Origin of the sequence: Brevibacterium permense (assembly GCF_025506275.1) — a bacterium.
Classification (GTDB): domain Bacteria; phylum Actinomycetota; class Actinomycetes; order Actinomycetales; family Brevibacteriaceae; genus Brevibacterium; species Brevibacterium permense_A.
Map to the genome: position 1 here is coordinate 90,116 of NZ_QYCP01000096.1, position 20,921 is coordinate 111,036.

Below are 20,921 nucleotides of genomic sequence, written 5' to 3' on the forward strand. Positions count from 1 at the left end.
TGGAGCGTGCCGCCAGCGATCAGGCGCTGAAGACCGACCAGCAGATCGCATCGCGTCGTGCCTGATCTTCCAGCACGAGTTCGCGGACTTCATTCGGCAGCCGGTCGCGCTGCCAATCGCGTTCGACACGACCGGCCGCAAGGTCCTTCCCCGATGTCCCTCGGGCCGCTTTGATCGCGTAAGCCGCCGCCCCGAGGTCGTGTTCGGCGACGTGTCCGACACAGGCCGCCTGCCCCGCTGCATAGGCGGCGAACCGGGCTGGCCCACGCAGGGGTCGCGCCGCACCCATGGCATGACCGCCGAGGGCGCGAGCCTCCATCATCGGCATCGCACCGGCTGACCACGCCCGGGCGGCGGCAATGGCTTCGCGAGGTCGTTCATCCTCGGGGCAGACGGATTCGAAGACCGGCAGGGCGTGTTCGGCGCAGTCGGCGGCCCACAGCGCGAGAAGGCGGTGGTCGACATCGGTGAGGGAGCCGCCTCGGCGATTCGTGATCATCCGGGGATCGCGGATCTCCGGCAGGATCATGAATGAACCCGGAGAATTACCCTTGCGGTGGGGCAGCTGTTCGTCATTGGGAGCGCCCGCCGAAGTCCTCAGCGATCGACGCCGCGACGGCCTGTAGGCGTGGGACGACGTCGTCCTCGATTGAGAGCCCACGCAGATGGGACGTGTGCAATGAGACATTGAGCGCGGCCAAGGTGGTATCGCCGCGGCGGACGGGCACGGCCAATCCTCGCAGCCCCTCGTCGAGCTCCTGAGATACGAGGCACCATCCCTGTTCGCGGATGCGCTCGAGTTCCCTGCCGAGCTCCTCCCTGGAAGACACTGTCCTGTCGGTGAATGTGGAGATCTCGGTGCGGTCGAGGAAAGCCTGCCGATCCGTCGACGGCAGCTCGGAGACGAGGATCCGGCCCATCGACGTCGCCCAGGCGGGCAGTCGATTGCCGAGATTGACGGTGACGGTGTGCAGCCGAGGGGCAGTGGCGCGGGCGATGTAGACGATATCGTCCTCATCGAGGATGCTCAGCGTCGCGGATTCGTCGAGATCGTTCGCGAGCCGGTTGAGATGGGGCTGAGCGACCTTCGGAAGGTCGAGCCCGGCGAGGAACCCTGCACCGATGTCGAGCACGCGCGGGGTGAGCGAGAACTGGGTGCCGTCACTGCTGAGATACCCGAGATCGACGAGCGTGAGAAGGAACCTGCGGGCAGCAGCCCGAGTCAGACTCGTCGCCTCGGCAACCTGAGTGACCGTCAGTCGCGGATCGTCAGAAGTGAACGCCAACAGCACCGACAGCGTCTTTTCGGCAGACTTCACGTAATGGTCGCCGGTCGACGCATCTGCTCCTGAATTCTTCTCTGACTTCACCGTCCCAGGGTATCGGCAAGGTCCGACCCATTCTACATTGTGCGCTATGTGCACACATGTACGTTTACCGCACATTGTGATACTGTGATCTGCGACAAGCACGAGCACGCCCTCATCGCGGAGGAACCGCGAGGCCATCATTCGAAGGGGAATGTCATGTCAGCACCGGACAGCACGCACGCGGGAGCTTCCGCGGAACTCAAACGGGCCAGGCGCGCCGCCGCCGGGTCGTTCATCGGCGCAGTCGTCGAATGGTACGACTTCCTCCTCTACGGAATCGTCGCCGCGCTGGTCTTCGGGGAGCTCTTCTTCCCCGACTACAGCTCCCATGCTGGAACGCTCGCCGCATTCGCGACCTTCGGCGTCGGTTTCATCTTCCGCCCGCTCGGCGGCATCATCTTCGGCCACTTCGGCGACCGCCTCGGGCGCAAGTCCATGCTCGTGTGGACGATGACGATCATGGGCGTTGCCACTGCTCTCATCGGATTCCTGCCGACCTACCAATCCGTCGGCTGGCTCGCTCCTGCCTTGCTGGTGCTGCTGCGTTGCATCCAGGGGATCGCCGTCGGCGGGGAATGGGGCGGTGCGGCGCTCATGGCCGTCGAAAGCGCACCGTCGAAGCTGCGGGCATTCTTCTCCAGTGGAGTGCAGATCGGTTATTCTTTCGGTCTGCTGCTGGCCACCGGGCTCGTGGCTCTGCTCAGCAGCAATTTCTCCGCTGAGGCATTCCTCGCCTGGGGTTGGCGCATTCCGTTCTTCTTCAGCGCCGTCCTCGTCCTCGTCGGGCTGTGGATCCGTGCAGGCGTCGAGGAATCCGAGGAGTACGTCGAGCGTGTGAAGAATGCGAAGACCGACAAGACCGCGAAGCTGCCGATCTTAGGGGCCTTCAAACGCTATCCGGCACAGATCTTCCAAATCGTCGGGCTGCGCTTCATCGAACTGCTGACCATGTACATCGTCACGACCTTCGCTCTGTCGTATTCGACCGAGCAGCTCGGACTCGACCGACAGATCATGCTCAACATCACCCTCCTCGTCGGTGGTCTCGGCATCGTCACGATCCCCGCCTTCGCCTACCTCTCCGACCGCTACGGGCGCCTGCGGGTCTACCTCACCGGCGGTGTCATCGGCCTTGTCAGCACCGTCCCGTTCTTCCTCTTCCTCGAGGCCGGCAACATCGTGGGCATCGTCATCTTCGCCGTGCTGCTCATCAACATCGCCCACGATGCCGTCGTCAGCGTCCAGCAGCCACTGTTCGCCGAGATGTTCAGTCCCGAGTTCCGCTACAGCGGAGCCGGCGTCGGATACCAGCTCGCCAGCGCCATCGCCGGCGGCTTCACCCCCTTCATCGCGACATTCCTCGTCGGACTCGGCAACGGGACCTGGTACCTCGTGGCGGCCTACCTCGGGGGCGGCTGCCTCGTCTCGATCTCGATCGCCATGCACCTCGTGCGCAAATGGCAGATCGGCCGCCGCGCCGAACGCTCCACTGTCGAATCCACTCAGGTCGTGTGCGCCTGATGGTTCGCTGCCCCTCTTTCGCCGCCGCCCTGCCGACCGCTGAGAAGCGCGTCGAAGCGAAGTCTGGCTCGAGCGGATCGATCCGGTCTGTCGAGATCACCGCGCCCGGCCGGGTCGAGGTCCTCACCCGACCGGGGCCACCGGGGCGCCCTGCCTCCGGGCATGTGAGGGTGCGGATGCTCGCGGTGGGAATCTGCGGCACCGACCTCAGCCTGGCCTCCGGTTCGCGGACACCTCCCGAGCTGCCGTGGCGACTCGGACACGAAGGTATCGGAGAGATCATCGAGGTGGGGTGCGGGGCCGAGGAACGGGCGATCGGCGACAGAGTCGCGCTCGAACCCAACATCACCTGTGGGCGGTGCGAGTACTGTCTTCGGGGCGTGACCTCGGCATGTGTCTCCCGGCTGAGCGCCGGCGTGCTCACTCAGCCGGGATTCCTCGCCGAGGTGGTCGACCATCCCAGCGGATTCTGCCACCGCGTGCCGGCTGGGATACCTGTGGAGCGCGCCGTATGCGCCGAACCGCTGACGGTAGCGGCATCGGCGATCCGCCGCATCGAACTGCAAGGAGGGGAAGACGTCCTCATCATCGGTGCCGGAGCTCAAGGACTGTTGGCAATACTCGTTCTCGTGGATCTCGGCTATCGTCCCTGGGTGAGCGAACCGGACGAGACCCGGCTCCGATTTGCGATCGAGCTCGGAGCCCGGGCATTCGTCCCCGGCGCCGGCCCGGCACCTCAGGTCGTCATCGATGCGGCCGGAGTCTCAGAGGGACTCGCCGCAGTCGTCGACCAGCTCTCTCCTTTCGCAAAGGTCACAATCGTCGGAGAGGATCAGGACCGCCTCGGCGCGTCGAGTTTCGATATCGTCCAGCGGCAGCTGAGCATTCGTGGCTCTTTCATCTACGAACATCCGCAGGATATGGCGACCGCGGTCGCCATGCTCGAGACGCTGCCGACCGAGGCGATCGTCGGGCCGGCACTCTCGCTCGACGATGCACCCGATCTGCTCGGTATCGATGCCGGCCGTCGGCCCGGGGTCAAACAGTGGGTGGACCTGCGCGGCTGACTGTCCCGGGGAGCGCCGAGGGAGTCAGCCGCAGTCGAGGATCGCGGACAGCAGCGAGTTTCCGGGACTGGGTCAGCTGCGGGGCATGGCCACGTACTTGACCTCGAGGAACTCGTCGATGCCCACACGGCCGCCCTCCCGGCCGAGGCCGGACATCTTCACTCCGCCGAACGGCGCCGCCGGATTCGAAACCAGTCCGGTGTTGAGTCCGACCATGCCGACCTCCATCTTGTCGGCAAGGCCGAGGGCACGTTCGACGTTCTCGCTGAACAGGTAGCCGACGAGCCCGAACTCCGTCTCATTGGCCAAGGCGATGCCCTCTTCGTCCGAGTCGAAAGTGACGATCGGTGCCACGCGGCCGAAGATCTCCGTGGTGCGGATCTCGGCGTCATCGGGAATGTCGGTCATCACCGTCGGGGTATAGAAGAACCCATTGCCGTCGATTCGGGACCCTCCGGTGAGGACCTTTGCTCCCTTGGCCACGGCCTCATCGACGAGGCCGGCGACCTTGTCGAGCGAATCCTGATCGACGAGCGTGCCCATCTCGGTGTCCTCGTCGAGGCCGTTGCCGACCTTCATCGCGCCGATGCGTTCGGCCAGCCGCGAGGAGAATTCCTCTGCCAGCGAGGAATGGACGAACATGCGGTTCGCCGCGGTGCAGGCCTCGCCGCCGTTGCGCATCTTCGCGACCACCGCGCCTTCGACCGCCTTTTCGATGTCGGCATCGGCGAAGACGACGAACGGAGCGTTGCCCCCGAGCTCCATCGAGGTCTTCATGACAGTGTCGGCAGCCTGCTTGAGCAGCCCCACCCCGACCTCGGTGGACCCGGTGAATGTGACCTTGCGGGCGATGCCTGACTCCATCCAGGGAGTGACGACACGGCGCGCAGACTCGGAAGTGACGAGGTTGAGCACCCCGGCGGGGAGGCCGGCTTCGACGAGGACGTCGACGAGCATGAGCGACGTCAGCGGGGTCAGCTTCGCAGGTTTGAACACCATGGTGCAGCCGGCGGCGATGGCGGGCCCGATCTTGCGAGCGCCCATGGCAAGGGGGAAGTTCCACGGGGTGATGAGAATGCAGGGACCGACGGGTTCGCGGGAGATGAGCATGCGGTTCTTGCCGTCCGGCGACTGCGAGTAGTCGCCTTCGACGCGCACCGCCTCTTCGGAGAACCAGCGGAAGAATTCGGCGCCGTAGGTGACCTCGCCTTTGGACTCGGCGAAGGGCTTGCCCATCTCGGCGGTCATGACCGCGGCGATGTCGTCGGCACGATCGATGAGCAGTTCGAAGGTCCGCCGCAGGATCTCGGAGCGCTCTCGCGGCGAGGTGGCCGCCCAGCCTGACTGTGTGTCGCCGGCGACTTTGATGGCTTCTTCGGCATCGGCGGCGGAGCCGTCGGCGACGGTGGTGATGAGATCGCCGGTCGCGGGATTTCGAACCTCGATGGTCTTGCCGCCTTCGGCCTCTCGCCATCTGCCGCCGATGAAAAGTCCGGTGCCCAGCTTGTCGATGATCGGGGTGATGTCCACGACGCGTCCTCCTTGAGTGTCGTCAGTGCAGAACCGCGTGGTCGGCGTGAGAACGTCCCCGCCGCAGTATCGGAACGCGGCCGCTCCCAGTGTAGTCCTCGTCGGGTCACTGCGCCTTTGGGTATTTCGCTGCCGTCGCCTGTCAGGCGCCGGACCTGTCGGGCTCATCGCCTCCGGAACCGCCGTCGACCGCATCCGAAGCGCGGGCGATCATCGACAGCGAAGCATGGGTGAGTGCACTGATGGCGATGAGCTGACGATTGGACATCGTGATGCCGCGGATCACGCTCAGGCAGACCCTGTCGCGACTGTGCTCGACGCTGATCGGGCGGACATGAGACTGAGCGATAGGGGCCATGGCCCGGCACTGGGCGACGATCGAATCGACGGTGACCGGGTATCCACTCGCCTCGACCATCGCGACAACACGGGCCAGTGCATTCCTCGCCGCCGATTCCTCATCGGGCCAGCCGAGGCGATCGATCACCTCGGAGACCAGATCATCGAAGCGGTCAGGGACGGGGGAGGCTGCGGTCGGATGTGTTCCAGAGGCCCGCAGTGCGAACGGCGGGGAACCCGGTGCGCGCTGCGCCGAGGCGGGCAGTCCGGAATTCCCGCGCAAGGCGAGCTCCTGGCATACGCCCATCAGCTCGATCGTCGGCAGCGATTCGTCGTCGATGGCGCGGGTGAGTTCAGCGATGTCGGCGATTGGAGTGGCCAGTTCCTCGCGCAGCCAGCGGATGAGCGCCAGCCGGTGCAGGTGTGCTTCGTCGTAGACGGCCGTCGTCGCATTCTTCTTCTGTCCCGGCGGCAGAAGCCCCTCGTGGATGTAGTACTTGATACTCGCCGCCGAGACGCCGGCGGCGTCGGCCAATGCGCTGAGCTTCACTGTGCCCCTCCTTCTGCAGGTTTCATCCTCGACGACGGTGAATGGATAGTGGAAGCGGCGTTCACTATCCACGTTGCCAGCCTTAGTTAGTGGCACTATCTTAGTGACATGTTCTCACTCTTCATCGCCATCCATGCCATTGCCGCCACGGGTGTCGTCCTGCTGGGACCCATCCAGATCATCCGCCGCACCAAGGATCGCAAACACCGTTTCATCGGACGGTCCTGGGTCATTCTCATGTACTTCGTGTGCACCAGCGGAATGTTCATCTACTCGCTCACCGGTTCGTTCACGCTCTTCCACGCCCTGGCGATCTGGACCTTCATCTCCACCACTCTCGGCGTCATCGCGATCCGCCGTGGCAATGTCCGCCGCCACATCGGAATGATGGTCGGCTCCTACTTGGGTGCACTGATCGCAGGCATCTTTGCCGCTGCAGTCCCCGGACGAGAGATCCCACAGCTGGCAGTCAGTGACCCAGGACTGCTTTGGTCACTCGTCGCCGCGGTCATCGTGGCAGTCACCGCCTGGGCGATCTTCGTCCTGCGCTTCGTCTCCGGACACGACCGTCGGCAGGAGATCGTCGAGAGTGCGAACATCGTGGGCAATGTTGAAGAGGGCGCCAGCGGCGAACCGCTGACGCCCGCGAAACTGAGCGATGCAGGCCCGGTCACTGCGTAATGCCGACTCTGGGATGCGAGTTGACGTTTCCGGGCGGGGATCTGACGAGACCGAGCGTGATGCTCAGGCGACGAACTTGTCGAACTCGTCGTTCTTGGCCAGGAAATTCTGCACATAGGAGCACGTGGTCCGGAACTTCAGCCCCGCCTCGGCGCTGGTCTCCAGTGCATAGCGCACCAGCTTGGCCGCCAATCCGCGACCGCCCCACTCGGGCGACACCTCGGTGTGGGTGAAGATGCGCACCGGACCGTCGGCGGTGTCGTCGGCGCTCGTTTCACGGTCGATGTAATCGGCGAGACCGATGACCTTGCCCGAGTGGGAGACGGTGAAGCGTTTGGCCGCAGCATCCTCGGTGATGGTGAAGGTCTCTCCCGAGATGTCGATGTCCATGGTCATTCCTCCCGAAGTCCGTGCCGGCGGCACTGCGCGATGGTCGTCGGCGATCGATCGGCGTTCGTCGCCATCCTGACAATTGACACTATAGTTCTGTTTCTGAGGAAGCGACTAACCTGGTCAGACGCAGCCGACCAGACGATCTTGAAGGAGTCCCACCTATGACCTCACACCCCACGGCGACCCTGGTCGACGCGCACCGACAGAAGCTGCGCACAGCCGGATTCGAGGTCACCGAACTGTCGCCCGCCGACATCCCCGACTACGTCGAGCTCGTGTCCTCGGCCTACCGCGGCGAAGGATCGAAACAGGGATGGACCACCGAGGCGGACCTGCTCGGGGGACAGCGGCTCGACGGTCCCATGGCCGAGGACATGCTCGCCGAGGCGGACTCCCAGATCCTGCTCGCCCGAGATAAGCAGGGTCGCGCCGTGGCCAGCGTCTATGTACGGGAGCCCGAAGGCGGAGCCGCCTACCTCGGGGTGCTAGCCGTCTCTCCGCTGGGACAGGGCAAAGGGGTGGGGTCCTTGCTCATCGGCCTCGCCGAGGCGTGGGTGGCCGAACACTGGGGTGCAACGTCGATGCGGATGAGCGTGATCAACAAGCGCGACGAACTCATCGCCTACTACGAGCGCCGCGGCTACGTGCGCACCGGCGAAATCGAGCCCTTCCCCTACGGCGACGAACGCTTCGGTCTCCCGAAGGTCGACGACCTCGAATTCGTGCTCCTGGCCAAACCCTTGAGCTGAGGGGCGGCTGAAGCGCGCTGCAGTCGGAAAATAGGTCAGCATCGGACACTTCTGTTGGAGAAAAGTGTCCGATGCTGACCTATTCTTGGAGGCCGTGGGGCCCGGCCCGAGAGCCTGGCCCTGGAGCCCGGCCCGGAACCCAGACTCAGAACATCATGGCGGGCACGACGAGACCGCCGACGAGCGCGACAGGCCCGATGACGACCATCGACATGCCGAACTTCACGAGGATGCGGGTCAGGCGCGGCTTGTCCTCGACAGGGGCGGTCGCGACGACCGTGGCTCCCAGCGTCGAGAACGGTGAGACGTCGACGACCGCCGAGCACACGCCCAGAGCCGCGATGAGTGCCCAGCCGGGCACCCCGCCCGCGGCGATGAGCGGCAGAGCCAGCGGCACGAGCGCAGCGAGGATGCCCGTAGTCGACGCGAAGGCCGAGACCAAGCCGCCGACGATGCAGAGGACGAAAGCGGCGATGAGCGGCGAACCGATCGACTCGGCGCCCTCACCGAGCAGGTCGACGGCCCCCATGTTCTGCAGCACGCCGACGAAGGTGATGATGCCGCCGACGAGCAGAACGGTCGGCCAGTCGATCTTCGGGATCGCGGCCTTGCCCGTCTTCGGATCGACGAGTGCGAGGATCGCTCCGAACATGAAGCACAGCAGACCGATGTCCGGTTCCTGGCCGAGCGCCGCGAGCACGACCACGGTGCCGATGAGGCCGACCATGAAGATCACGGTGACGATCTGTACGAAGGTGAACGGCTTGGATTCTCCCGCCTCGTCGGTGGTGGAGGAATCGAAGAGCGCTTCGTCCTCATCGTCCTCACCGAAGGCGACGTTTGACGCCGAGGCGGAGCCGCGGGAGATCTTCGACTGGGCACTTCCGGTCGAAGCATACTCGGCGGCCGCTACGGTCGTCTTCGAGAACAGCGACCGCCCGTACATGAAGTAGGCGACGACGAGCATGACGAGGTAGACGGCCACGGCGATGCCGAAGAGCAGGAACGGGGAGAGGTCGATTCCGGCATCGTGGGCGGTCGAGTACGTGACGATTCCGTAGAGGCTGGTCGGGGCGAAGCCGCCGGCACCGATGGCGAAGCAGATCGCCAGTCCCATGAGCGCGTAGTCGACGCCGTACTTGCGGGCGACCTGCATGCCCACGGGCATCATCACCAGGCCCGCCAGGGGGGCACCCATGGCCGCAATGCAGCCCGTGATGACGAAGAACACCGCGGGCAGCAGCACCGCCGAGGATCCGACGCGTTCGAGGGCCCAGTCGATGATCTTGTCGACGGTCCCGTTCTCCTGCGCGATCGCGAAGAAATAGGTGACCCCGGCCAGCAGGATCATGATGTCCAGGGGGAACTCGGCGACGATGTCGTCGACGGCCATATCGGTGAAGAGGAGCCCGGTTCCGGCCGCGCCGACGAGCATGAGCACGCCGATCTGCACACCGCGGACCGCGCCGATGGCGAAGAGAGCGACGAAGATGAGCAGAGCAATGATCTGAGTGAGCATGATGTCCTTGCGAAGGCTGAAGCGACACTGAGCATCGCTGGCTGATTCGCTGAGAGACTACCAGTGTTACCGGCGGGTACCGATGAGGCGTGTCCGAACCGTCGGAAAGTCCCGATAGATGGAAAATCCTCCCCAATTGCTACCTGACGGCGGCCCAGCAACCTCGCGCGAGGTTGCTGGGCCGCCGTCAGGTAGCAATTGGGGAGGGGTTAGGTGAGGAGGATGGCTCCTCCGAGGGCGATGAGAGCGACGATGATCGTGACCAGGGTGGCCAGGGCGATCGGTCGGGCGCCGAGGTTCTTCAGTGATCGCCACTGCACGCCGCGGCCGAGGGCGAACATCGCCATCGCCAGGCACACGGTCTGGATCCAGCTGAGTCCGGTGACGGCGAACTCCGGCAGCAGGCCGAAGGTGCGCAGGGCCGCCATGATGAGGAAGCCGACGACGAAGAGCGGAACGATCGGCGGACGTTTGCCCTGAGCCGGAGTCTGCTTCGTCGCAGTCGACACCGGCCCACCAGTCGACCCCGGCACCGCGGCCGATGCACCCGACCCGTTGCTCTCTCCAGTCGACGCCACGGCTGCGGAGGTCTCGGCGGAACCGGCGGCCGCCTCGGTGCCGGTGTTCGTCAGTGCCTTGTCCTCGCTGCGGCGCACTGCGTAGCTGAACACGGCGACGGTGGGGGCGAGCATGATGACGCGGGCGAGTTTGACGAGGACGGCGATCTCGAGGGCCGCGGGGCCGATGATCCCGCCGATCGCCACGACCTGGGCGACCTCATGGGTGGCGGCACCGCCCCACATTCCGGCGGTCTCCGGGGACAGACCCAGGGCGGTCGAGAGTCCGGGCACGATCGCGATCATCAGGGTGCCGAAGAGGACGACGAGGCCGATCGCGGCGGCCACATCCTCCTTCTTCGACTTCAGGGTCGACTCGACTCCGGCGACGGCGGCTGCACCGCAGATGCCGAATCCGCTGCCGATGAGCACAGCCAAGGGTCGGTCGACCTTGAGCGGTCCGGCCAGGGCCAGGGCCGAGAGGATTCCGGCGGCGACGATGACGGCGGCGAGGACGAGAACGAGCCAGCCGAGGTCGAGGATGTCGCCGAGCACCACCTGCGCGCCGAGGGCGACGATGCCCAGGCGCAGCAGCGGTTTCGCGGCGAAGTTGAGTCCGGGCATGAACGCCTCGGGCAGGTTGGGCACGAGATTGCCAAGAAGGATGCCGAGCACGATCGCCACGAGCAGCGGTGAGAGCACGGGGGCGAGCATGGAGATCGGCCACGCGACGGCCGTGGCCACAGCGGCGACGGCGAGTCCGGGTAAGAGAGAGACGAAGCGGTTCATGACTTCAGTCTGTCAACGCCTGCACGGTCGCAGTAGACGGTGATTTCTTCGCAACTCATATGGATCTGATATGTCATGATGAGCATATGCACGATCTCGGGAATATGAAGAACTGGCCCGAGCTCCAGGCTCTGGGGCTGCTGGTGGCCCTCAGCGGCAACGCCAGGTCGATCGGTCAGGCCGCGGCGAAACTCGATCTCGCCCAGCCGAATGCCTCCCGCAGCCTGCGCAACCTCGAACGCGATCTCAAGGTGCCGCTGCTGCGGCGCTCTCCGCGAGGAACCGAACTCACCGTCGAGGGCCGCGCCGTCGCCGAATGGGCGTCGAAGGTCATCGAAGCCTACGACACGCTCTACGCCGGGGCCCGCGCGATCCAGGACGCCCGCGCCGGAACTGTCAAGGTCAGCGCCTCGCTGACGGTCGCCGAGTACCTCATGCCCCACCACCTCACGACCTTCCGCGCCGCGCACCCGAAGATCGACATCGGTCTGTCGGTGGAGAACTCCGCGACCGTCATCGATCGGGTGCGCCGGCAGACCAGCGACCTCGGGCTCATCGAATCCGTGTCCCTGCCGCAGGACCTCAACGCCGAGGTGGTCGGCCGTGACCGACTCATGATCGCCTGTGCCCCGGATTTCGCCCATGCGTGGACGAAGCCGATCACCGCCGAGGAGCTGGCGCAGGTGCCGCTGCTGGTGCGTGAGATCGGTTCGGGCACCAGGGAGGCCATCGACGCGGCATTGGTCCGAGCTGGGGGAGTGCGCGTGGCGGGGGAGTACGGATCGAACTCCGCCCTGCGCATCGCCGCCGCCACCTCCGTGGCCCCGGCCGTTCTGTCCGAACTCGCTCTGCGTGATGACTTCCGAGCCGGACGTCTGGTGCCGTTGCCGGTGGCCGACGACGTCGACCTCACCCGCGAACTCCATGCCGTATGGGCGCGTACCCGGCGGCAGTCACCCGGGGCACGTCAGCTGCTTGAGCACATGGTCGACAGCCTCGAGTGACGGAGCCCGCGTGACAGGGTCCGAGTGACGGAGCCCGCGTGACGGAGCCCGAGCAGCCCGAAGTCTCCCTGCAGCCCGAAGTCTCCGTTCAGTCCAAAGCAGCGGACACTGGGCGAACCCTTCAGAATTACGGAAACGTGTCCGAAATATCGCTGTCGATTCCGTGTGATGCGGTGAGGCATATATTGGGGACATGACACAGCCCGAGCCAGCCTCCTCACCCACCGCTCCTTCCGAGTTCGCCCCGGACACCATCGTCGTCGAGACCGGACGACCTCAGCGCGTCGACGGCGCCTCGGTGAACCCGCCGATCGATCTGTCCTCGACCTTCGTGAGCGCGGGCGACATCTCGAACTCGCCCTATGCCTATGCCCGCTTCGACACTCCCGCATGGACGCCCTTCGAAGAGGCGCTCGGTCAGCTCGAACATGCGAGCCTGCCCGGACTGGTCTTCGGCTCCGGCCTGGCGGCGATCTCGGCCGTTATCAGCCTCGTGCCTGCCGGAGGCACCCTGATCATCCCCACCCACAGCTACCAGGGAGCGCTCGCCTCAGCCGAGCAGATCGCTGGGCGGCAGAACTTCGACCTCGTCACCGTCGATATCGCCGACACCGAGGCGGTCATCGCCGCCCTCGACGAAGCGGGGCACGCGACGGCGGGCCAGGTCCCAGCGGAGGAGACGGCCGCCTCGGCGGGGGACGCTGACGGAAGGTCCGCCTCGGCGAGGGCGGGCGAAGCCGCGTCCCCGGGGATGCTGTGGATCGAATCGCCGACGAACCCGATGCTCGAGGTCGCCGACGTTCCCGCTCTGACTGCGGCGGCCAAGGACCGCGGATTCCTCGTCTCCGTCGACAACACCTTCGCCACCCCGCTGCTGCAGACTCCGCTCGACCTGGGCGCCGATATCGTCGTGCACTCGGTGACGAAATACCTCGCCGGGCACTCCGATGTCGTCCTCGGTGCGGTCGTGACCAGCAGCAATTCCCTGCGTGAAGAGCTGCACACGGAACGATCCATGCGGGGTGGAATCGCCGGTCCCTTCGAGGTCTGGCTGGCCCTGCGCGGACTGCGCACCCTGGCGGTGCGCCTCGACCGCGCGCAGGCCAACGCCCAGGTCATCGCCGAGCGCCTGGCCGCCCACCCGGCCGTCGTCGAAACCCGCTACCCGGGCCTGCCGAACGACCCCGGCCACGCCCGCGCGGCCGCGCAGATGAACGGATTCGGCGCCATCATCTCCTTCACGGTCGCGACCGCGGACAAGGCCACCGCCATCGCCGAGGCGGTCCGACTGTGGACGCCGGCGACCTCCCTGGGCGGGGTGGAATCCCTCATCGAACGGCGCCGCCGACACCCGTCGGAACCGGCAACCGTGCCCGAGGGACTCATCCGGCTGAGCGTGGGCATCGAGAACCTCGACGACCTCTGGGCCGACCTCGAGGCGGCCCTTGCCTGATGAGGCAGACGCCTGACTATGTGCTCGACCGGCCCAGCGTGGAAGACCTCGACCAATTCTTCTCCATCGACTCCGACCCGCGGGTCTGGACTCACCTGCCCAGTGGCCGTCTGACCGATGAGGAAGAGGCCGAGGCGATCCTCGTCCGACTGGCCTCGCAGTGGGAACTCGACGGAATCGGACCGTGGATGGTGCGGCAGATTTCGGGCGGGGACATCCTCGGCCATTGCGGCTGCTCACTGCGCGGAGTCTCCGGCCCCGGTGCCTCACACGGCACACCCGGAGCGTTCTGGAACCTCGGATACCGATTCCGGCCGGAAGCGCAGGGTCGTGGCCTGGCTACCGCGGTCTCGCGGGAGGCGATGGAGGCCGCGGCAGTCATCGACCCCGAACTGCCGGTCGTGGCGTATCTGCTCGAAGTCAATACCGCCTCGGCGGAGGTCGCCCGCAGGCTCGGCCTCGAACTCGTTCACCGCGCACCCGATGCCGGCAATCCCGACCCGACTGCCGTCCGCCTGGTCTTCGCCGACCGGGAACTCACCGCCGCCCAGCTCGACGCCACATTGGCCTGAGCGCGACGCATTCCGCCGAGAAACGGGCTGCGTGTCGAGGCGCGGGTGTGGGTGGGCGTTTCTCGACGCTTGTCCCGTTTTTCGGTGACGAGCGAAGCATTTCGGACGTGTGACGCAGATCAACTTAACGTACGTTAAAGTGACGGTAGATGCTTCCTCCCGCCCGAGAGCGGATGGAAGCAGAAGCCCCGGAAGCTACCCGGATCATCGGATTCGTACGAAGGAGTCGCATTGTCCACCAGTGTTCTCACCGAAGTCAGCGGCGATGTCACGACCGTGACCATCAACCGTCCGGAGAGCCTCAACGCGCTCAACGAGGAGACATTCCAGGCCATCGGCACGGCTGTCACCGAGGCGGCCGCGAAATCCCGTGCCATCATCCTCACCGGCAGCGAACGGTCCTTCAGCTCCGGAGCGGACCTGCAGGGAGGAGTGGCGAAGCGGGAAGGCATCGATCTCGCCGGGGCGAATAAGATCATCGCCGCGATCCTCGACCTGCCCATCCCCACGATCGCCGCAGTGTCCGGGCCGGCAGCCGGCATTGGATGCTCCCTCGCCCTGGCCTGCGACTATCTGGTGATGAGCGAGAAGTCCTATCTCATGCTGCCGTTCACGAAGATCGGGCTCATGCCCGACGGCGGCTCGACCGCCCTGGTCGCCGCCTCGGCCGGACGCCACCGGGCCCTGCGCCTGGCGCTGACCGGAGAGAAGCTGCAGGCCGCCGACGCCCTCGATTGGGGACTGGCCAGCGAGGTCGTTCCGGCTGGAAGCCACCTGGAACGTGCCGGAGAAGTCGCCGCGGTCTTCTCACAGGGCCCGACCCGTGCCCTGGCAGCTTCGAAGCGAGCGATCAACCGGGCCAGCCTGGCCGAACTCGACGCGTCCTTCGTCCGCGAGGTCGAAGGACAGGATGCGCTGCGCGCAAGCAACGACTTCGCCGAGGGGGTCGCCGCCTTCCTCGACAAGAGGGCACCCGGCTTCACCGGGGAATGATTCTGAGGAGGCGCGGACGAACCGGTTCATGACTGCCGGACCGCACACTGATCCATAACGGCCAGACCGCGGACCGGTTCATAACTGTTTGACCACGAATCAAGGCATCCGCATCCGCGCCGCCTCCACAGCTGATGTGATGGTGACGACCGCCCACCACGAAACCGGCGATCACGATTCTTCTCCCGTCGCGGCCACAGCGACGAGGAGGAACCGGAGCACGAACGAAGGAGTCTCATGCTGACAGGAATTCCGTCCACCCTGGGCGACAGCTACCAGCTCAACACCACCAGCCTCATCCGCCATGCAGCCACCGTCTTCGGCGATGTCGAGGTCGTCTACCGCCGTTCGGACGGATCCTGGGGCCGGTCGAACTACGCCGACGAGTTCAAGCGCATGGCGCAGCTCGCCCACGGCCTCGCCGACCTCGGCGTCGGTGCCGGCTCCATGGTCGGAGTCCTCGACTGGAACTCGCGCCGCCACCTCGAGCTCTACTTCGCAGTCCCCGGTGTGGCCGCGACCATGCTCCAGCTCAACCTGCGCCTGGCGCCCGAGGACCTCGCCTACGTCGTCAGCCACTCGAAGTCGGACTGGATCTTCGTCGACGAATCGCTGCTGGCCGTCGCCGAATCGCTGGCCCCGAAGCTCGATGTCAAGGGCTGGGTCGTCATGACCGACAAGCCGATCGCCGAGATCGAGACGAGCCTGACCAACATCGTGTCCTACGAAGATCTCATCGCAGAGAAATCCGCGACCTACGACTGGCCCGTCGTCGATGAGAAGACCGCCGCCTACGCCGGATATACCACCGGCACCACCGGCCGCCCCAAGGGTGTGTACTACTCGCACCGGTCGATCTACCTGCACACGATGGGCGGTCTGGCCGCACTCCACGCGAACTTCGATGACTGCGTCATGCCCATCACCCCGATGTTCCATGTTCTGTCGTGGGGCTTCCCGCAGAACGCGGTGGCCGCCGGCGCCAAGCTCGTCCTGCCGGGCAAATTCGCCGCCGAAGAGTTCGGTGCCATCGCGCAGGCCTTCGTCGAGGAGAAGGTCACCCTGGCCAACGGCGCACCCGCCATCTTCGGGCCGATGCTGCAGATGATGAAGAAGATGCCGCAGGCCCCGGACCTCAGCGGTGTCCGTCTCGTCTCCGGATCGTCAGAGCCGCCGCTGTCGATGATGCGCGGGTTCAAGGAGGTCACCGGGGCCGACGTCATCCACGGCTACGGTGCCACCGAAACCACCCCGCTGGCGTCGACGAACTGGAAGATCCGTCCCGGTCTCGACCTCGACGAGGAAGAGAAGTGGGACCTCAAGCGCTCGCAGGGCCTGCCGATCATCGGCGTCGAGATGAAGACCGTCGACCCCGCAGGCAATGAGCTGCCACGCGACGGAAAGTCCATGGGCGAGCTCCTCATGCGCGGACCCTGGATCACCGAGTCCTACTACCAGCTGCCCGACAACGCCGACCGGTTCCTCGACGGATGGTGGCGTTCGGGCGACGTCGGCACCATCGACCAGTACGGCTATCTGAAGATCACCGACCGTCTCAAGGACGTCATCAAGTCCGGAGGCGAGTGGATCTCGTCGATCGACATGGAGAACGCGATCCTCGACAACCCCGACGTCAGCGAGGCCGCCGTCATCGGCGTCCCCGACGAGAAGTGGGATGAGCGTCCCGTCGCCTACGTTGTGGCCAACCCCGGCGCCGAGGTGACCCGGGACTCGATCGTCGAAACGCTGAGTGCTCGTTTCGCCAAGTGGCAGATGCCCGACGAGGTCAGGGTCGTCGAGGAGATGCCGCGCACCTCGGTGGGCAAACTCGACAAGAAGCTGCTGCGCAAGGACTGGGAACAGTCCTGATCGCAAGGCTGACCCGGGCAGGAATCGGCCGGGCCCCGGGCCTGAGCGATCACAGCAGCAGCCAGCCGAGCACCCCGGCGCCGATCACCGTCGCCCACGCCGGGACCTTCCACATGGTCCCGGCGACAAAGGCGGCGACGGCCAGCGCCAGGGTCGCAGGCGAGGTGATCCCCTCGACGAACACGGGATCGTAGAGCGCGGCCCCCAGCAGCCCCACGACGGCGGCATTGACTCCGGTCAGTGCCGCCGTCGCCGGTTCCCAGGCACGCAGCCGTTCCCAGAACGGCAGGATCCCGACGACCAGCAGACCCGCCGGAATGAAGATCGACAGCAGGGCGATACCGGCACCGAGGATGCCGGTCGGTCCCGTCGTCATCGACGCTCCGAGAAACGCCGCGAAGGTGAACAGCGGACCGGGGACTGCCTGTGCTGCACCGTAGCCGGCGAGGAACGTGTCGTGGTCGACCAGCCCGGTGGGCACGAGTTCGGCCTCGAGCAGGGGCAGGACGACATGACCGCCGCCGAAGACCAGGGCCCCTGCCCGGTAGAAGATATCGATGAGGCGAATGGTCGCATCCCCGGTCACCGCGGTGAGCGCAGGCAGTCCGAGGAGCAGAGCGGCGAAGGCGACGAGGGAGGCGATGCCCAACCGACTGGCGCCGCGGGAGGCGATGCGGCTCTCGGGGGAGTGGGATCCGACCGCGGCAGCTGCCGATTCGGAGGCGGAAACTGAATCGGGATCGACCGCTGTGTCGGTTGCGGCCGCCTCGGCGGGGGATTCCTTCTCTTTCCCGCCTTTGTCGGGCCGTTTCAGCCAGACGAGGCCGAGAACTCCGCCGAGGACGATCGCAGCGATCTGGACGAGCGCCGTCGGCACCATCGAATCCGGGATGACGAGCATGAGGATGAGGGCGGCAGCGGCGATGCTCGCACGACGAGCATCCGGGGTCAGCGTTTTCGCCATCGACTGCACGGCACCGGCGACGACGGCCACCGCGGCGGCCTTGAGCCCGAGCAGCCACCCGGCATCCCCGAGGTCACCGAAGGCCGAGAGCCCCAACGCGAAGAGGGTGAGCAGAATCGCCGACGGCAGAGTGAAGCCCACCCACGCGGCCGCGAGCCCGGGCAGGCCCGCACGGCGCAGCCCGAGTCCCATACCGACCTGGCTCGACGCGGGGCCGGGCAGCATCTGGCACAGGGCGACGAGGTCGGCGTATTCGCGGTCGTCAAGCCAGGAACGGCGGCCGACGAAGGTCTCGCGGAAGTACCCGAGGTGGGCGACGGGACCGCCGAACGACGTCAGGCCCAGGCGCAGGAACGTTCCGGCCACCTCGGCGAGGGGTGCCGGACCAGGCTGACGTGTGGCCGCCGTATCACTGTTCATCGGTCCTCCGCTTCGCTCAGGTGAACACCTCAGTGAACACGTATCAGGTGACGCCGAGGTGAACGGGACAGCTGCCGGCAGCGCGAACAGGCCCGCCGCTCCGGGTGAACGGGCAGCGAATGAACGCTCAGGGGTGGTGGAGGAGGTAGGTGCCGCCCTTGAGACAGGTGTCGACGACCCAGCCGTCGCCGACGAGACCGGTCAGCGCCGTGCGCAGCGCCAGTCGCCAGCGGCTGGCGAGATCGGCATCCTGGCCGCGCAGATCCTCGATATCGGAGGGGAAGTCGAGCGAGACGAACTCGGTCTCCTTCGGCACTTCGCTCAGCAGCGGCTCCCCGTCGTCATCGGCGCGCAGGCAGGGGAACGCCGATCCGGGGTCGATGACCGAGGCCCGTGCCGGACGGTCGAGCGGCCAGGACACCATCATCCGGTCGCTGGCCTGGCCGGAGTTCACCCCATCGCGCATCTGCCCGTAGAAGTCCTCGAGGTATTCGACCATGCCGACACCCAGACGCTGGAAGTTGAAGTACGCATTTCGGGCGATGAGCGGGTCGAAAGTCCAGGTCATCTCGGTGATGCCGAGGTTGAGGCACCACAGACGCTGGTGCAGCTTCATCGCGGATCCGGCACCGCGGCCGATGATCTGATGGCGGACTCCGGCGATATGCGAATGCATGACCGAACCCAGAGGCTGGCCGAAGAAGCCGATGGTCACACCGATCATCTCGTCGGGTTCGTCCACGCTGTACGCAGCGGAGACATAGTTGCCGGCGTGGGCGAAGGCGATGATGAGGCTGGGTTCGAACACGTTCGTGCCGGTCTCGTCGACGTTCCAGACTTCGTCGAGCAGCAGTGAGGCGTTGGCTGCCTCGTCGGCGGTGTGGATCTCGCGCACCTCGATGCGCGCGGTCTCGGCCGCGGCAGCGTATTCGTCCTCCGCCAGGGCGATGATCTCCGAGTCCACTGTTCTCAGTTCTGGGTTCGCACTCATGGTGACATTGTGCCACCAGGACGCGACCTCGGCGGGAGGCGCACGGCAACGATTCGACTACGGCGAACGGGCCGGTGTCTGCCGGCGCATGCTTGAGTGAATGCCCTCGCACGCCCCAGTGAACTCAGCCGCGCGAGCAGGTGGGGCGGGTATAGCCTGGTCGCATGAGCTCAACAGTCGCCGTCATCGGCGCCGGAACCATCGGCCGGTCGTTCGCCTTCCTCTTCGCCCGCAGCGGGTACACGGTGCGGGTCTTCGACCCGCGTCTTGACCTCGCCGAGGTGGTCGCGGGACTGCAGGCGGACGTCACCGCTGATGCCTCCGCCAGAGATGAGTTGGCCTCTGACGTCGGCACCGTTGAACTCGCCGAATCCCTCGAGGCCGCGGTGACAGGTGTCATCTTCGTTCAGGAATCCGGTCCCGAGGATCCAGATTCGAAGCCCGTGCTGTTCTCCCAGATCGCCGAGGCGGCTCCGGCCGGGGCCGTGTTCGCCACGTCATCGTCGACGATCCCGGCCTCAACGATCGCGGCGGCACTGCCCGAGTCCGCGGCCTCCCGCGTCGTCGTCGGCCACCCGTTCAATCCGCCGCAACTCATGCCGCTCGTCGAAGTCGTGCCGTCGCCGCAGACCTCCCAGGAGACCGTGGACGCCGCGGTCGAGTTCTACCGCACCTGCGGGCGCGAACCGGTGGTGCTGGGGCGCGAGATCCGCGGATTCGTCGGCAACCGGCTGCAGAATGCCCTGATGAAAGAGGCGATCTCGCTCGTGCAGAACGGGGTTGTCACTGCCGAGGGACTCGACACGGTGATGAAGAATTCGCTGGGTCTGCGCTGGTCGGCCATCGGCCAGTTCGAAGGCATGCACTTCGGCGGGGGAGAGGCCGGGATCCGCGGTTTCATGGACCATATCGGACAGGCCTTCGCCACCATCGAGGATCTGCCCGTCGATGTCGATCCCGCAGCCATGGAGGACGTCTTCGAGCAGGTCGAAGAAGCCTACGGGCCGCGACCGACCCCACAGGCCGCCGCCGTCCGCGACCGGATCCAGAAGGCGGTGCTCGAGGCCCGCGGTCAGCGGCGCTGAGGCGCATTCCGCCCAAATAGAGGTCACTATCGGACATTTTCCGGGCTCAGAAGTATCCGATAGTGACCTATGTTCGGGGCGGCCGCGGCTCAGACCGCGGCTTGGTAGAAGTACGTGGTGCGTTCGGCGATGAGACCCTCGGTGTCGAAGAGGAAGAAGTCCGCGAACCCCACCGAGGTCTCCGAACCATCCTTGAGGCGACCGCTGAAGACGCCGCGACTGGACGCGCGGTCGCCGTCGACGAGGATCTCCTGCAGCGAATGCGCACCGGATTCGATGACGCGTTCGCCATGGTAGAAGTCGGTGATCTGCTGGCCGACCATCGTCGGATAGCCTGGCCGATCATAGCTGGCGTCGGCGGCGAACAGCGCCGAGGTGGCGTCCGCATCCCCGGCGTCGACGGTGGTGTAGTAGCGCTTCACGAGTTCAGTCACACTGGCCATAGGACTACCGTAACAGTGACTCATGCCATAGTCGGGGCCGGCCATCGGCCCCACACCGGCGT

General features: G+C 65.9%; 20 protein-coding genes. 10 read left to right on the forward strand and 10 right to left on the reverse strand.

Annotated features, from left to right (window positions below):
• Positions 1-19: 19 nt before the first annotated feature.
• Together D3I60_RS18035 and D3I60_RS18040 are read right to left on the reverse strand one after the other, a co-directional pair.
• A complete protein-coding gene (locus D3I60_RS18035; RefSeq protein ID WP_262778158.1) occupies positions 20-529 on the reverse strand; it encodes a putative immunity protein in 510 nt (169 codons plus the stop codon).
• A 43-nt stretch (positions 530-572) separates the two neighbouring features.
• Positions 573-1,370, reverse strand: a complete 798-nt coding sequence (locus D3I60_RS18040; RefSeq protein ID WP_262778160.1) for an IclR family transcriptional regulator domain-containing protein — start codon at positions 1,368-1,370, stop codon at positions 573-575.
• A 156-nt stretch (positions 1,371-1,526) separates the two neighbouring features.
• Between D3I60_RS18040 and shiA the strand changes: the two genes are divergently transcribed.
• Together shiA and D3I60_RS18050 are read left to right on the forward strand one after the other, a co-directional pair.
• Entirely contained in the window at positions 1,527-2,891 is a 1,365-nt protein-coding gene (gene shiA / locus D3I60_RS18045) for a shikimate transporter (RefSeq protein ID WP_262778162.1), read from the forward strand.
• Positions 2,891-3,958, forward strand: coding sequence for a zinc-dependent alcohol dehydrogenase (locus D3I60_RS18050; RefSeq protein ID WP_262778164.1), 1,068 nt, complete (start codon positions 2,891-2,893; stop codon positions 3,956-3,958). Before shiA ends, D3I60_RS18050 begins: the two co-directional genes overlap by 1 nt.
• A gap of 72 nt (positions 3,959-4,030) precedes the next feature.
• Here D3I60_RS18050 and D3I60_RS18055 read toward each other — a convergent pair whose 3' ends face one another.
• Together D3I60_RS18055 and D3I60_RS18060 are read right to left on the reverse strand one after the other, a co-directional pair.
• Positions 4,031-5,488 (reverse strand): NAD-dependent succinate-semialdehyde dehydrogenase, encoded by a 1,458-nt coding sequence (locus D3I60_RS18055; RefSeq protein ID WP_262778166.1) that lies wholly within the window; start codon positions 5,486-5,488, stop codon positions 4,031-4,033.
• 142 nt (positions 5,489-5,630) lie between these two features.
• A complete protein-coding gene (locus D3I60_RS18060; RefSeq protein WP_262778168.1) occupies positions 5,631-6,377 on the reverse strand; it encodes a MerR family transcriptional regulator in 747 nt (248 codons plus the stop codon).
• 108 nt (positions 6,378-6,485) lie between these two features.
• On the opposite strand from D3I60_RS18060, the gene D3I60_RS18065 reads away from it, so the two are divergent.
• Positions 6,486-7,058: a DUF2306 domain-containing protein gene (locus D3I60_RS18065; RefSeq protein WP_262778170.1), complete on the forward strand. Its 573-nt coding sequence runs from the start codon at positions 6,486-6,488 to the stop codon at positions 7,056-7,058.
• A gap of 63 nt (positions 7,059-7,121) precedes the next feature.
• Here D3I60_RS18065 and D3I60_RS18070 read toward each other — a convergent pair whose 3' ends face one another.
• Positions 7,122-7,448: a GNAT family N-acetyltransferase gene (locus tag D3I60_RS18070; protein WP_262778172.1), complete on the reverse strand. Its 327-nt coding sequence runs from the start codon at positions 7,446-7,448 to the stop codon at positions 7,122-7,124.
• 164 nt (positions 7,449-7,612) lie between these two features.
• Between D3I60_RS18070 and D3I60_RS18075 the strand changes: the two genes are divergently transcribed.
• Positions 7,613-8,200 carry a GNAT family N-acetyltransferase gene (locus D3I60_RS18075; protein ID WP_262778174.1) on the forward strand — a complete coding sequence of 196 codons (588 nt, stop codon included), beginning with the start codon at positions 7,613-7,615 and terminating at the stop codon, positions 8,198-8,200.
• Between the two features lie 145 nt (positions 8,201-8,345).
• On the opposite strand, the gene D3I60_RS18080 is transcribed toward D3I60_RS18075, so the two are convergent.
• Positions 8,346-9,719, reverse strand: coding sequence for an SLC13 family permease (locus D3I60_RS18080; RefSeq protein ID WP_262778176.1), 1,374 nt, complete (start codon positions 9,717-9,719; stop codon positions 8,346-8,348).
• A gap of 209 nt (positions 9,720-9,928) precedes the next feature.
• Positions 9,929-11,065: a YeiH family protein gene (locus tag D3I60_RS18085; protein ID WP_262778177.1), complete on the reverse strand. Its 1,137-nt coding sequence runs from the start codon at positions 11,063-11,065 to the stop codon at positions 9,929-9,931.
• A gap of 86 nt (positions 11,066-11,151) precedes the next feature.
• Here D3I60_RS18085 and D3I60_RS18090 point away from each other — a divergent pair, with 86 nt between their 5' ends.
• The 5 genes from D3I60_RS18090 to D3I60_RS18110 all read left to right on the forward strand — a co-directional run bounded on the left by D3I60_RS18090 (position 11,152) and on the right by D3I60_RS18110 (position 16,956).
• Positions 11,152-12,069 carry a LysR family transcriptional regulator gene (locus D3I60_RS18090; RefSeq protein ID WP_262778178.1) on the forward strand — a complete coding sequence of 306 codons (918 nt, stop codon included), beginning with the start codon at positions 11,152-11,154 and terminating at the stop codon, positions 12,067-12,069.
• Positions 12,070-12,262: 193 nt separating this feature from the next.
• On the forward strand, positions 12,263-13,522 hold the full coding sequence (locus tag D3I60_RS18095) for a trans-sulfuration enzyme family protein (protein WP_262778180.1): 1,260 nt from the start codon (positions 12,263-12,265) through the stop codon (positions 13,520-13,522).
• Entirely contained in the window at positions 13,522-14,094 is a 573-nt protein-coding gene (locus D3I60_RS18100; RefSeq protein ID WP_262778181.1) for a GNAT family N-acetyltransferase, read from the forward strand. The genes D3I60_RS18095 and D3I60_RS18100 overlap by 1 nt, the downstream gene beginning before the upstream one ends.
• A 231-nt stretch (positions 14,095-14,325) precedes the next feature.
• Complete coding sequence (locus tag D3I60_RS18105; protein ID WP_262778182.1) at positions 14,326-15,087, forward strand: enoyl-CoA hydratase; 762 nt, start codon at positions 14,326-14,328, stop codon at positions 15,085-15,087.
• A gap of 237 nt (positions 15,088-15,324) precedes the next feature.
• Entirely contained in the window at positions 15,325-16,956 is a 1,632-nt protein-coding gene (locus tag D3I60_RS18110; protein ID WP_262778184.1) for a long-chain-fatty-acid--CoA ligase, read from the forward strand.
• A gap of 49 nt (positions 16,957-17,005) precedes the next feature.
• Here D3I60_RS18110 and chrA read toward each other — a convergent pair whose 3' ends face one another.
• Together chrA and D3I60_RS18120 are read right to left on the reverse strand one after the other, a co-directional pair.
• Complete coding sequence (gene chrA / locus D3I60_RS18115) at positions 17,006-18,340, reverse strand: chromate efflux transporter (RefSeq protein ID WP_262778186.1); 1,335 nt, start codon at positions 18,338-18,340, stop codon at positions 17,006-17,008.
• 127 nt (positions 18,341-18,467) lie between these two features.
• Entirely contained in the window at positions 18,468-19,331 is an 864-nt protein-coding gene (locus tag D3I60_RS18120) for a hypothetical protein (protein ID WP_262778188.1), read from the reverse strand.
• Positions 19,332-19,495: 164 nt separating this feature from the next.
• On the opposite strand from D3I60_RS18120, the gene D3I60_RS18125 reads away from it, so the two are divergent.
• Positions 19,496-20,416, forward strand: coding sequence for a 3-hydroxyacyl-CoA dehydrogenase NAD-binding domain-containing protein (locus tag D3I60_RS18125; RefSeq protein WP_262778190.1), 921 nt, complete (start codon positions 19,496-19,498; stop codon positions 20,414-20,416).
• Positions 20,417-20,505: 89 nt separating this feature from the next.
• Here D3I60_RS18125 and D3I60_RS18130 read toward each other — a convergent pair whose 3' ends face one another.
• A complete protein-coding gene (locus tag D3I60_RS18130; protein WP_262778191.1) occupies positions 20,506-20,859 on the reverse strand; it encodes a nuclear transport factor 2 family protein in 354 nt (117 codons plus the stop codon).
• Between the last annotated feature and the right edge of the window lie 62 nt (positions 20,860-20,921).

What these genes read in the sequence shown, in the direction of transcription:
- chrA (WP_262778186.1), bottom strand. Translation starts at nt 18,340, where the DNA reads ATGAACAGTGATACGGCGGCCACACGTCAGCCTGGTCCGGCACCCCTC.
- D3I60_RS18130 (WP_262778191.1), bottom strand. Translation starts at nt 20,859, where the DNA reads ATGGCCAGTGTGACTGAACTCGTGAAGCGCTACTACACCACCGTCGAC.
- D3I60_RS18035 (WP_262778158.1), bottom strand. Translation starts at nt 529, where the DNA reads ATGATCCTGCCGGAGATCCGCGATCCCCGGATGATCACGAATCGCCGA.
- D3I60_RS18120 (WP_262778188.1), bottom strand. Translation starts at nt 19,331, where the DNA reads ATGAGTGCGAACCCAGAACTGAGAACAGTGGACTCGGAGATCATCGCC.
- D3I60_RS18050 (WP_262778164.1), top strand. Translation starts at nt 2,891, where the DNA reads ATGGTTCGCTGCCCCTCTTTCGCCGCCGCCCTGCCGACCGCTGAGAAG.
- D3I60_RS18080 (WP_262778176.1), bottom strand. Translation starts at nt 9,719, where the DNA reads ATGCTCACTCAGATCATTGCTCTGCTCATCTTCGTCGCTCTCTTCGCC.
- D3I60_RS18090 (WP_262778178.1), top strand. Translation starts at nt 11,152, where the DNA reads ATGCACGATCTCGGGAATATGAAGAACTGGCCCGAGCTCCAGGCTCTG.
- D3I60_RS18085 (WP_262778177.1), bottom strand. Translation starts at nt 11,065, where the DNA reads ATGAACCGCTTCGTCTCTCTCTTACCCGGACTCGCCGTCGCCGCTGTG.
- D3I60_RS18070 (WP_262778172.1), bottom strand. Translation starts at nt 7,448, where the DNA reads ATGGACATCGACATCTCGGGAGAGACCTTCACCATCACCGAGGATGCT.
- D3I60_RS18110 (WP_262778184.1), top strand. Translation starts at nt 15,325, where the DNA reads ATGCTGACAGGAATTCCGTCCACCCTGGGCGACAGCTACCAGCTCAAC.
- D3I60_RS18125 (WP_262778190.1), top strand. Translation starts at nt 19,496, where the DNA reads ATGAGCTCAACAGTCGCCGTCATCGGCGCCGGAACCATCGGCCGGTCG.
- shiA (WP_262778162.1), top strand. Translation starts at nt 1,527, where the DNA reads ATGTCAGCACCGGACAGCACGCACGCGGGAGCTTCCGCGGAACTCAAA.
- D3I60_RS18100 (WP_262778181.1), top strand. Translation starts at nt 13,522, where the DNA reads ATGAGGCAGACGCCTGACTATGTGCTCGACCGGCCCAGCGTGGAAGAC.
- D3I60_RS18075 (WP_262778174.1), top strand. Translation starts at nt 7,613, where the DNA reads ATGACCTCACACCCCACGGCGACCCTGGTCGACGCGCACCGACAGAAG.
- D3I60_RS18065 (WP_262778170.1), top strand. Translation starts at nt 6,486, where the DNA reads ATGTTCTCACTCTTCATCGCCATCCATGCCATTGCCGCCACGGGTGTC.
- D3I60_RS18095 (WP_262778180.1), top strand. Translation starts at nt 12,263, where the DNA reads ATGACACAGCCCGAGCCAGCCTCCTCACCCACCGCTCCTTCCGAGTTC.